The sequence below is a fragment of the Trinickia diaoshuihuensis genome (genome assembly GCF_003390925.1).
Lineage (GTDB): Bacteria > Pseudomonadota > Gammaproteobacteria > Burkholderiales > Burkholderiaceae > Trinickia > Trinickia diaoshuihuensis.
The window spans coordinates 19560-31199 of sequence record NZ_QUBS01000064.1 but is presented as its reverse complement, the minus strand read 5'-3'; the positions used below and the strand labels follow the sequence as shown (position 1 = coordinate 31199).

Genomic DNA, 11640 nt, shown 5'->3' with positions numbered 1-11640 from the left:
CGATCGTGCAGTTGAGCCCTGCCCAACCTTCAAAACCAGGTCGTCGGTCTGCACGTGCCCTCACCTAAGGCGTCAACGCCCTGCCCGCTCAGGCATTTTTCTTCTACGCTCTTGCCTTTGAAACCGAAAGAAAAATAATCTTAGAACCGGACACTTCTATTTAGCCAGCGCCCGGACATGTGAATCCGGCTTTGACATTTTATGTAAGAGCAAAGTTCTAATGTCGTATCTGGGCAAAGTTCAGATGTCGCAGTGCTGAGCTGTTTCGGCGCATCCTGCCAGGGTTTTCGACCCTGCTGGAGATCGCCGTGACGCGTTCAGGCCTGATCACCATGAGCATGCGCGAGCTGGATCGTTTGAAGGTCATTGAAGGTGAACGAAGCATTACTGCGTGATGCGGACGAGATCTTCACTACGTCGACTGCGGGCGGCATCATGCCGGTCTCACGTCTGAACGGCACGCCGGTAGCTGACGGTCTGCCGGGCGCGATCACCCGGACGATCTCATCACGCGCTAAAGCCCTAAACGCCGGCCGCGCGCATCGAAATCTTCGTCCCGATGCGCGCGGACCGAGCCGTGCAATCGATCGTCAAAACAACGTCGCGATGCCGAACATGCCGACGAATTGCGCATGCGTGGACGAAGGCGTGCCGTTTTGCGAGTCGCCGACCGACGGCACCGCGTCCACGATATTGCCGGCCCCAGCGCTGCCGAGCGTCTGCCCGCTTGCGTGCTGATAGGCCTGCAGCGCATACAGCGTCGTGCGCTTGGACAAGTGATACGCCTCCTTCAACGAATATTGCGAGTAGCGCGCCGCACTGCTGATCCCATTGGCCTTCGATGCCGCGGTGTACGCAACGCCAGCGCCGACGTCGAACGCTGGCGTGAAGCGATAGGACGCGAGCGCGGCGTAGGTATTGAATACGGCCGTCGAGTGGAAGAGCGAACGTCCGCCCGCCTGATACTCGACGTTCGAATACGACAGCCCCAGAACGAGATTGCCGAGTGTGTAGTTGCCGGCAGCGGCAATGTGCTGCACCGCGTTTGCGGAGGCGTAGCCCGCATTCAGTGCCGACACACCGAAGCTCCCCGTCGACGACGGATCGAAGCCGGCCGTACGCTGCGCATTGTCCATGCGCAGGTATCCGAGTGCGAGGGTCATCGGGCCGTTCAAATAACGCAGGGCACCACTGTAGGTTTGCCCGAGCCCCGTACTGCCGGCAATGCCGCCGAACGCGTACATGGCGCTCGCTTGCAAGCCGCCCCAGCTTGGCGAGGTATAGACGAGCGAGTTGTTGACCCGCACCGTCGTGTCGAGCCCATCGATATCGCCGGGATGCGCACCGGTCGCGCCAGTGAGCCAAAAGCTGCCGGTGAGCGGGCCGACGAACATGTAGTACGGCGTGTACTGGCGCCCTACCGTCAACGTCCCGACGCGAGCGTTTTGAAGCCCAACGTAGGCTTGCCGATTGAACATGAGGCCCGAGGAGGAAAGCGCGCCGGTATTCAAGTCGAAACCGTTCTGGAGATCGAAAATCGCAAGCGTTCCGCCGCCGAGGTCTTCCTTGCCTTGCAGGCCGAACTTCGACGCATACAGGTTGCCTTGCCGCAGATAGACGTTCGAGCTGCCTTTCTGGTTGTTGACGTACGTCAACGCGTCATCGACGGCGCCGTATAGCGTCACGCTACTCTGCGCAAAGGCGGGCGTCCACGAGAGCGCTGCTGCCGCGACTGCAACCGCGATCGCCGTGCGGCCGATTTGAGTGCCGTAAGTATTCATCATGCGTCTGTCTCCAATCTCCAAGGGTCATCGCCGCGGGTGGTGCCCGCGGTCTTTGTGATAAAGCGAAGGAATGCGCCAGGCCCGGTGGCGTGTACGATGTTGTGCAATGGCGTAGCGGTATAGCGATAGCCGGTATGGGGAACTAGGTCACCCCGCTGCCCTGGCGCTGGCGTGCCTGAGCGGCTAACCGCACCGCGGCGTTCGGTGCGCCATAGCCGTCGTATCCCCCGCGCCGCTCTACGATTTCGAGGAAGAACCGTTGATCGAGCGTCTCGGTGTACGCGTGGATAAACTCTCCACCGCGCTCGTCTCGGTCGTAAAGCAGGTCGTGCCCGCGCAACTTGGCCAGGAACGCTTCAGGTAGCCCGTAGCGGGCTTCGAGATCGTCGTAGTAGTTGTGCGCAATGCGCAGCAGCGGCAAACCCTGCGCCTTCAGCTCGGACACCGCACCGAAAATATCGTCTGTGCCGAACGCCACATGGTTCAGCCCCGTTCCGCCGTATACGTGCACTGTCTCGGCCACGGCGGTATGTCCCTCCGCCGACGCATTAAGCACAATGCGCAGCGAACCCCCGGGATGACTGAACGCGCGCGATCGAACCAACCCGTACGGATCCGGCACGGTGACGGTAGGCGATGCGTCCATCCCGAATACGGCCTTCAAAAACAAGGTCCAACTATCGAGCGCTCCCATCGGCAAAGCTAAACAGACGTGATCGATACCGGTCAGCGGTCCGACTTCGCTCGGTCCATCGACATCGGTCAAGATGAAATCCGCTTCGAATAGCGTCGGCTGGCCCGACGTTTCGTTCACTAAGTAGTTAATACTGCCGTCTGGGGAACGCACGGCAGGCACGATGCGTTCTTTAGGGCCAGTGCGCTCGGCAAACGGCGCGTAGCCAAAACCCGCGGCGCGCTCGAGCGCACGCTGAGCATCGTCGAGACGAAACGCCGATGCGCAAAGCGAGAGCCCATGTTGCTGAAAGAACGCGTTGGCGAACGAATCGGGCTCGGCGTTCAGCACGATCGCCGCCGCGCCATGCTGGTATAGCGCGACATCCTTCGACCGGTGCCGGCCCGCACGCCTAAACCGCAATTTTTCGAGCCAATCGACAAGATGGCTGCGCGAGAGCGGATCGACGGCGAATTCCAGAAATTGCGTCGAAAGATGCTCCGTCACCGGAGGCGGCGCATAAAGCGGCAATCTCTCGGTACCGGTCTCGCCCCCTAACAAGGCGCGTGTATGCGCCTCCAGCAACAGCAGCGAGCGATAGCCGTCGGCCGCCGTCGCCGCCGGCGGCGCACCGCGGAAGCCATCGTTGAACACCTCGAGCGAAAGCGGTCCGCGGTACCCGCTCTTGATCACGTGAGCGGTGAACTCGGCTAGGGCGAAATCGCCCTGCCCCGGGAAGCAGCGGTAGTGGCGGCTCCATTCGATCACGTCCATTTGAATGCGCGGCGCGTCCGCAATCTGCACGAATCCGATCCGCTCGCCGGGAATCGACTCGATTTCCGCCGGCGAATCGACAAGCGAGAGCGTGTGGAAGCTATCGAGCGCCAGCGTCAGGTTCGGATGATCGACGGCATCGACGAGTCGCCACGCGTGACCGTACGTCTTGACGTGCCGTCCCCATGCAAGCGCCTCGTAGCAGGCCGTCATGCCCGCTGCCTGCGCTTGGTCAGCCAATACCGATAGCTGATCGGCGATCAACCCGTCGTCGCAAACGGTATCGCTCGATGCGCTGCTGCATACGAGCAAGCGGTCCGTGCCGAGCGCGTGCATCACGTCGAACTTGCGCTTGAGACGCTCGACGTTGCGATTCAGGCGCTCCGCGCCGACGCCTTCGAAGTCGCGAAACGGCTGATACAGCACGATTTTCAGCCCGAGATCGTCGCACATCCTACGGACATCGGCCGGTGTCCCGTCGTAGTAAAGCAGATCGTTTTCGAAGATCTCGACGCATCCGAAACCGGCGTTGCGAATGGCGCGCAGCTTCTCGGCTAGCGTGCCGCTGATCGAGACGGTCGCGATCGACCGCTGCAGCGGTGCATCGGCCGGAGGGAAAGGTCGGTTCTGCATGGGCGATATATCGATGCGAATGAACAAGACAAACGAAGTTCCAGGTGCCGTTTCCCCGCCCCGTTGATCGGACGAATGCGGCGCACGAACGATGCGGCGGAGGCCGACACGAATACGGCGCACTTTATGTGAACTAACTAGTTGGTACAAATTAGCGAAAACCCCAGAATGACTTATGGCCCGACTGGCGGCACACTTCGATGCATTCGGAACAGCGAACGGGCCCTTCGTACAGCGTTCCCTTAACAATGCAATGGAGTCGACGCAATGACATTCGCTTCGGTGCTGGTTCTCAATGGACCGAATCTCAACCTGCTCGGCACGCGAGAGCCGACCATCTATGGCAGCGAGACGCTGGCCGATGTTGCCGAGCGCTGCCGGCAAGCCGGCGAACGGCTCGGTCTCGCCATCGACTTTCGGCAGTCCAACGCCGAACATCAGTTGATCGACTGGTTGCACGACGCACGCGAGCGCGTGCACGGCATCGTCATCAATCCCGCCGCCTATACGCATACGTCGGTTGCGCTGGCCGACGCTTTGAAGGCCATCGATAAACCCGTAATCGAGGTTCACATTTCGAACGTACACAAGCGCGAGGCGTTCCGGCACCACTCTTATGTTTCTCCGATTGCGGAAGCGATCATCGTGGGCTGCGGGACGCAAGGCTATGTGCTGGCGCTGGAAAGGATGGCCGAGTTGCTGAAGGCGAACGAGCAGCGCAAGCGGGAGGCCGGGCAATGAGCGCGGCAATGCACCGGAGCACGCGCTCAATCGTCGTCGGCTTGATCGGCTCGGGCATCGGCGGTTCGCTCAGTCCCGCGATGCATGAAGAGGAAGGACGGCAACAGGGGCTCGCTTACGTCTATCGGCGAATCGATCTCGAGGCATTGGGCCTATCCCCGAACGCCTTGCCCGATCTGCTGACGGCCGCCGAACGTATGGGCTTCGACGGCCTGAATATCACCTATCCGTGCAAGCAAACGGTGATCCCTCTGCTCGACGAACTCTCGGACGACGCGCGAGCGTTGGGGGCGGTCAATACCGTTCGCTTCGAGGGCGGCAAACGGATCGGCCACAACACCGACTGGTCCGGCTTTAAGCGCTCGTTCGAGCATGGATTGCCCGATGCATCGCTCGAGCGGGTGGTGCAGCTCGGCGCGGGCGGTGCCGGTGCCGCGGTTGCCCATGCCGCCCTGGCCATGGGTGCCGCCCGCTTGACGCTGTTCGATGTGGACGAAACGCGCGCGACCTCACTCGCCACGGAGTTGCAGTGTCGATTCCCCGCCGCCGCGGTCGGCTCCGGAGGCTCGTTGGAAAGCGCCCTACGCGAGGCAACCGGCCTCATCCATGCGACGCCGACGGGCATGGCAAAGCTGCCCGGCATGCCGTTGCCCGCGCAATTGCTGCATCGCGAGCTGTGGGTGGCCGACGTGGTCTATTTCCCGATTCGAACGGCACTCATCGAGGCCGCCGAACGGATCGGATGTCGCACGCTGACCGGAGGCGGCATGGCGGTCTACCAAGCCGTCGATGCATTTCGCCTCTTCACGGGCGTCGAGCCGGACGCCGCACGGATGTTCGCCCATCTGCAAGCGTTGCTCGCCCGATAGCGGCAACAATCGCACCGGCTCATTTAACTATCACGACCATTCAGGTCGACAGGAGACACGACGACATGGCCCCTCCAATTTCGCCTCGCTCGCTGAGCCCGGCCTCGCTGCAAGACGAGGCACGACCGTCCATGGTCCGACGCTCGTGCGTCCGCTATAGGATCCTCGGTCTATTGGCCGCGGGCACGATGATCAACTACCTCGATCGCACCGTGCTAGGCATTGCGGCGCCTCAACTGACGAAGGAACTCGGCATCGATGCGGCGTTGATGGGCCTGATCTTTTCCGCGTTTTCTTGGAGCTATGTCGTTGCGCAAATTCCGGGCGGCGTCTTCCTGGATCGATTCGGCAGCAAGCTGACGTATTTCCTCGCGATGACGTTGTGGTCGCTGTGCACGCTAGCACAAGGACTCGTCACGGGCGTAGGCGCCCTTTTCGCTTGCCGGCTGGGGCTCGGCGTGACGGAGTCGCCATGCTTTCCGACCAATAGCCGGATCGTCGCGACCTGGTTCCCGCAAACGGAGCGCGCGTTCGCCACCGGCACCTACACCGTCGGCGAATACATCGGCCTCGCGTTCTTCAGCCCCTTGCTGTTCGCCTTGATGGGCGCGTTCGGATGGCGTTCGCTGTTCTATGTGGTCGGCGCCGCCGGTGTGATCTTCGGCCTGATTTGGTGGCGCTTTTATCGCGAGCCGCTCGACCATCCCGCCGCCAACGACGCCGAAATCGAATACATCGAAGCCGGCGGCGGCCTCACACGGCATAGCCCGGGACAGCGTGTCGGCAAGCCGGCCAAAGTGGATTGGCGCGATATCGGCCGGCTGCTCAAGCATCGTCAACTCGCGGGCATTTGCCTGGGCCAATTCGCCGGCAACTCCACGCTCGTGTTCTTTTTGACGTGGTTTCCGACGTATCTCGCCACCGAGCGTCATATGGGCTGGCTCAAGATCGGCTTCTTCGCCGTCATGCCCTTCATCGCGGCATCGATCGGCGTCTTGTTCGGCGGCGCATTCTCCGACTGGCTGCTGCGCCGGGGCAAATCGGCGAACGTCGCGCGCAAACTGCCGATCATTGCCGGCCTGTTGCTCGCGTCGACAATCGTGCTCGCCAACTTCGTGCAGAGCAATGTCGCCGTTATCGCCATTTTGTCGCTCGCGTTCTTCGCTCAAGGCATGGCCGCGCTCGGCTGGACGCTCGTTTCGGATATCGCTCCGGACGGCAAGCTCGGCCTGACGGGGGGCATTTTCAACGTCGCGGCCAACCTCGCCGGCATCATCACGCCGCTCGTCATCGGACTGATCGTCAGCGCAACGGGCTCCTTCGTCTGGGCGCTCGCGTTCATCGGCGTCGTCGCGCTGATCGGTGCGGCGGCGTACATCTTCGTCGTCGGCGATATCAAGCGGATCGAGCTGTAAAACGGTAAGCGATTCAAGACCCCGCCGCCCGGCGGGGTCGCCTCCGTTAAATGTCTCGCTAAGTCGCCATGCTAGAATCGCGCGCATTCACTCTGGAAACGCAAGACGACATGGGAAGACCGGCGGGCTCGGGCGGTAGCGGTCGCGTCGGCGCCGACGCGCGACGCAAGTACGATCCGGAAGAGACCAAGCGCAATATTCTCGAGGTAGCGACGGCCGAATTCTCGGCGATGGGTCTCGCTGGTGCGCGCGTCGACGCCATCGCCGAGCGCACGAACACCACGAAGCGCATGCTCTATTACTACTTCGGCAGTAAGGAAGGGTTATACGAAGCGGTGCTCGATAAGGTCTACGGCGATATCCGGGCGCTCGAACAAGACCTGCACGTCAGCGAACTCGAACCTGTGGAAGGCATGCGCCGCCTCGTGGAATTCACGTTCGACTACCACGACCGGCATCGCGACTTCATCCGCCTCGTCACGATCGAAAACATTCACGGCGCGAAATACCTCGAGCAGATGAAGACGTTTCGAAGCCGCAACGCGAGCGTCATCGTCACAATCGAAGATCTGCTCGCGCGCGGCGTTGCGTCGGGTGAGTTCAGGGACGACATCGACCCGATCGATCTTCACCTCATGATCAGCTCGCTCTGCTTTCATCGTGTGAGCAACCGCTCGACGTTCGGCGCCGCGTTTGGGCGCGACCCCTCGCATCCGCGCCTGCGTGTCAGGCATCGCGAGATGGTCGTCGATGCGGTGCTGCGATTTCTAAAGAAGTAGCGCTTCAATCGAGCGGCACGGCCAGGCGGTCGATCACCGCGCTCGTGGGCGGACGCACGCCGCGCCACCAGGCGAAGGCTTCGGCCGCCTGCTCGACTAGCATGCCCACGCCGTCGGCAACGCCATGCACGCCGACATTGCGCGCGAGCCGCAAGAACGGGGTGAGCCCCTTGCCATAGGCAAGCTCGTAGGCCGTTCCATCGGGACTGAACACGCTCGGCGGCACCGGAGGCAGATCGCCCGTGAGGCTCGCCGACGTGGCGTTGACCACGATGTCGAAACGGCCCATACGGTCAAGGTCGCCATAGCCGCACGCTTGCAGCGCCCCGCCCCGCGAGCCGGCCTGCGCCACGAGCGCTTCGCCTTTGGATACGTCGCGGTTTGCGATCACCAGTTCGGCGGGACGCGCACCGATAAACGGCAACAGCGCGCCACGCGCCGCGCCGCCTGCACCGAGCATCAGCACGCGCCGGCCTGCGAGCGGCACACCGAGATTCGTTTCGATATCGCGCAGCAGTCCGATGCCGTCGAAATTCTCGGCAACGATCCGGCCGCGCTCGAACTTCAGCGCGTTGACGGCGCCCGCCAACGTCGCGCGCTCGCTACGCACGTCGGCGAGGGCGAAGGCCTTGAGCTTGAACGGCGCCGTGACGTTCATGCCCTTTCCCCCTTCGTCCGCGAACTCGCGCACGACGCATTCGAAGCCGTCCTCAGGCACGAGCGGGCCTTCTATCGCGACGTAGGACATGGCCTGCTGCGTCGTTTCGGCGAAGAGTCCATGAATCAATGGCGACTTGGTGTGGTCAATCGGATTGCCGATCACTGCATAGCGGTCAGTCATGGTGTCTCACTTCGAGTAAAGAACGCCGTCCTTTTGCATCGCCTCGATTTCCGCGGCCGAAAAGCCGAGCGATTGCGCGACCTCGGCGTTGTGCTGTCCAAGGTCCGGTGCAACGTCGCGCAGCATCGTGTCGCAATCGGAGAAGCGAAAGGGTAAATTGGGCAAACGCAACGTGCCGTAGCGCGGGTGATGTTGCTCGAGCACCATGCCGCGCGCTTGGATCTGCGGATCGTCGAGCACCTCGTCGATGCGCTGTACCTTGGCGCACGGGACGTCGATACCGTCGAGCAACGACAGCACCTCGCCAACGGGGCGGGCGGCAACCCACGGCTGCACGACAGCCAGGATCTCCCGACGATGCGTGTTGCGTCCCACGCTATCGTGGAAACGCGCGTCGCCCCCGAACCCCGCCGGACCGCCATGCGCTTCGATCAACGCGGCGAGACGCTTCCACGCATCGTCGACTTGCGCCGCGATCACGACATCGCCGTTCGCGGCGCGAAACACGCCGTACAGAGTCGATGCAGGCATGTCGTGGCCCGTCTGCTCCGGCAGCACGCCGCGCAGCGTATAGCATTGCACCGCGTACTCGTGCATCGAAAACAGCGTGTCGTAGAGCGCCATGTCGATATGCTGGCCGCGCCCGCTTTTCTCGCGTCCGAGCAGCGCCGCATTGATCGCCGCCACCGCATGGATGCCCGTGTACATATCGCCGAGCGAAATGCGCAACAACGGCGGGGGCTCCCCCGGCGTGCCGACCATCTGCATGATGCCGCTCTTCGCTTCCGCGATGAGCCCGAAGCCGGCGCGATGCGCATCGGGGCCCGTGTGGCCGTAGGCGGAGATCGAGCAGTAGACGAGCCGAGGATTGCGCGCGGACAGCTCGGCGTAACCCAAGCCCAGCTTGTCCAGCGCACCGGGCCGGTAGTTCTCGACGAATACGTCCGCCGAGTCGCACAGCCGCTGCATGAACGCCCTGCCGCGCGCGTCCTTCATGTTCACGCTGACGCCGCGCTTGCCCATGTTGAGCTGCAGAAAATAGCCGCTCTGCGCGTCGTCGAGCACCGTCGCGTGCTGACGTCCTGCGTCGCCGCTGCCGGGACGCTCGACCTTGATGACTTCGGCGCCGAGTGCCGCGAGGCAGCGCCCGACGTAGGGACCGGCGAGAAAGTGGCTGTAGTCGACCACACGTAGGCCTTCGAGAGGGCGCGCTTGCATTAGCACGCTCCCGGCCGGCGCGGCACCATGAGACGGTGCTCGCCCCTTTGCAGCACATTGCCGTTTTGATCGATCAATTCGGAGGGCAGCACGACGATGCCCCAACCGGGCCGACTATTGCTCGCCCGCATGGTACCGACACGAAACTTGACGCGCAGCACATCGCCGACCTTGATCGGCAACAGGAAGTCCCACGTCCAGCCGAGCGACATCCCCGGCACGAAGCGATAGTCGCTTTGCGTCTTGAGACCGTCGGCGATCGACAGTCCGAACAACCCGTGGGCAACGAGGCAACCGAAGTGGCTCGCGTTGGCATAGGCCTCGTCCACGTGCACAGGCGTGTGGTCGCCAGTCAGGTCGGCATAGGCGAGAATTCGTTCCTTTGTCACCGTGTAGGAGGGACTCGTGCACTCGTCGCCTTCGCGAGCGTCGTCCCAATACTTCTCCTTGGACGTAGTCATCATCGTCACGCCTCCACCCGCGGGTCGATGCCGCGTGCGCGGGCAACGCAGGACGCCGGTTTTGCCTGGATCAGCTCGATCGCGAGGCCATCGGGCAAACGCAACCAGTTGCGTCCCTGCGGCAGCTCGCTCACGCCATACGATCGGGCCGCCGCCAGGGCCGCTTCCAGGTCTTCGCACATCAGGCCCAGGTGAGCCAGGCGCCCTTCCGGGCCTTCATGCTCGGGTGCATGAATGAACTGCAGGCCACCGAGGGTCCAGTATTGAAGAGGTGCGGCGACGGGCCCGTCGACTTCTCGCATCGTCATGCCGAACACCTGTTCGAAGAAGCGGATATGCCAGTGAATGTCGCTCACCCAGATCGCGACGTGTTCGAGATAGGCCTTGGTGCCGTTCATGCCGCGGTCTCCCCGATCCGTTCGTCGGCAATCGCGCGTTCGATGCCTTTGATGCACGCCACTAGTGTCGCATTGACGGGCGTGGGCACCCCGAACCGCCCTCCCCAGCGCACCACCGAGCCGTTGATGAAATCGACCTCCGTGATCGACCGCTTTTCGAGGCTTTGCAGCATGGAAGTCTTGAATGCGGCAGGCAGGCCCTCTCGCGCGAGCGCCCAAGCTTGTTCGGGATCCGTCATCGATAACTTGACGCCGGCCGCCCGTGCAGCGGCAATCGCCTCCGACACGGCAGCGAGGGCCGTCGCTTCCAGCAGCGGTTCGTCGTAGAGCTGACCGTACGTCAAGCGCGTGATTCCCGCGAGCGCGCCGGTCGCGACATTCACGAGCAGCTTGTCCCACATCGTGCCCACGATGTTGTCGCTGATCGCGGTCATGAGGCCGGCGGCCGCGAACGCTTCGGCGATCCCCTGAACGCGGGGCGTGATGCGGCCGTCGAGTTCGCCGATGTACGTCGCCTTGCCGGCGACGCCCGACTCGATGTGCCCTGGCCCGCGCAGCACGCCGCCCACGTAGGTCTTGCCGGCCAGCACGCGTTCCCGGCCGACGATATCGGCGAGGATGTCCTCGTGGCCGAGTCCATTTTGCAGCGACAGCACGGCCGTGTCGGGTCCGACTAGCGAAAGCGCGCCGCGCATCGCCGCATCGGTATGAAAGGACTTGACCAACACGACAACCAGCTCGGCCACGCCGATGTCGCTGGCCTCGGTCGTGGCGCGCACCGCGACGCGCCGGGAGCCGTTGGCGTCATCGACCTGCAAACCGTTGCGACGCATCGTCTCCACATGATCGGGCGAGCGGTCCAGCAGCCAAGTTTCGTGGCCCCCTTCCGTGAGGCTAGCGCCGATCGCGCAGCCGAGTGCGCCGGCGCCGAGAATCGCAATCTTCACTGGTTTCTCCTTGAAGTGTGACCTCACGATAGGCAACCGCCGTCATAGTCGCAATTCAATGATTGCAATGGCATCATTGCGGTACGCAATACACCCTTCGTGCCTCA

11 protein-coding genes are annotated in these 11640 nt (G+C 62.8%); 4 read left to right on the top strand and 7 right to left on the bottom strand.

Annotation, left to right across the window (positions count from 1 at the left end; all coding sequences use genetic code 11):
• Positions 1-590: 590 nt before the first annotated feature.
• Both DXT59_RS13000 and DXT59_RS12995 read right to left on the bottom strand, forming a co-directional pair.
• Positions 591-1781: a porin gene (locus DXT59_RS13000; protein WP_116137307.1), complete on the bottom strand. Its 1191-nt coding sequence runs from the start codon at positions 1779-1781 to the stop codon at positions 591-593.
• 145 nt (positions 1782-1926) lie between these two features.
• Positions 1927-3828, bottom strand: a complete 1902-nt coding sequence (locus tag DXT59_RS12995) for a bifunctional sugar phosphate isomerase/epimerase/4-hydroxyphenylpyruvate dioxygenase family protein (protein WP_116137306.1) — start codon at positions 3826-3828, stop codon at positions 1927-1929.
• A gap of 303 nt (positions 3829-4131) precedes the next feature.
• On the opposite strand from DXT59_RS12995, the gene aroQ reads away from it, so the two are divergent.
• The 4 genes from aroQ (at position 4132) to DXT59_RS12975 (ending at position 7668) form a co-directional block, all read left to right on the top strand.
• Positions 4132-4605, top strand: a complete 474-nt coding sequence (gene aroQ / locus DXT59_RS12990) for a type II 3-dehydroquinate dehydratase (RefSeq protein ID WP_116137300.1) — start codon at positions 4132-4134, stop codon at positions 4603-4605.
• Entirely contained in the window at positions 4602-5474 is an 873-nt protein-coding gene (locus DXT59_RS12985) for a shikimate dehydrogenase (RefSeq protein ID WP_116137299.1), read from the top strand. Before aroQ ends, DXT59_RS12985 begins: the two co-directional genes overlap by 4 nt.
• Before the next feature lie 65 nt (positions 5475-5539).
• On the top strand, positions 5540-6889 hold the full coding sequence (locus DXT59_RS12980; RefSeq protein WP_116137298.1) for an MFS transporter: 1350 nt from the start codon (positions 5540-5542) through the stop codon (positions 6887-6889).
• 110 nt (positions 6890-6999) lie between these two features.
• Complete coding sequence (locus DXT59_RS12975) at positions 7000-7668, top strand: TetR/AcrR family transcriptional regulator (protein ID WP_116137305.1); 669 nt, start codon at positions 7000-7002, stop codon at positions 7666-7668.
• A 4-nt stretch (positions 7669-7672) separates the two neighbouring features.
• Here the strand turns inward: DXT59_RS12975 and aroE are convergent, their stop codons facing one another.
• The 5 genes from aroE to DXT59_RS12950 are packed head-to-tail and all read right to left on the bottom strand — an operon-like array spanning position 7673 to position 11533.
• Positions 7673-8509, bottom strand: a complete 837-nt coding sequence (gene aroE, locus DXT59_RS12970) for a shikimate dehydrogenase (protein WP_116137297.1) — start codon at positions 8507-8509, stop codon at positions 7673-7675.
• 6 nt (positions 8510-8515) lie between these two features.
• The gene (locus tag DXT59_RS12965; RefSeq protein ID WP_116137296.1) at positions 8516-9727 is read right to left on the bottom strand and encodes a CaiB/BaiF CoA transferase family protein; all 1212 of its coding nucleotides are present in this window, start codon (positions 9725-9727) and stop codon (positions 8516-8518) included.
• Complete coding sequence (locus DXT59_RS12960) at positions 9727-10188, bottom strand: MaoC family dehydratase (RefSeq protein WP_116137304.1); 462 nt, start codon at positions 10186-10188, stop codon at positions 9727-9729. Before DXT59_RS12960 ends, DXT59_RS12965 begins: the two co-directional genes overlap by 1 nt.
• A 5-nt stretch (positions 10189-10193) precedes the next feature.
• A complete protein-coding gene (locus DXT59_RS12955; protein WP_116137295.1) occupies positions 10194-10586 on the bottom strand; it encodes a VOC family protein in 393 nt (130 codons plus the stop codon).
• Positions 10583-11533 (bottom strand): ketopantoate reductase family protein, encoded by a 951-nt coding sequence (locus DXT59_RS12950; protein WP_116137294.1) that lies wholly within the window; start codon positions 11531-11533, stop codon positions 10583-10585. The genes DXT59_RS12955 and DXT59_RS12950 overlap by 4 nt, the downstream gene beginning before the upstream one ends.
• Positions 11534-11640 lie beyond the last annotated feature (107 nt).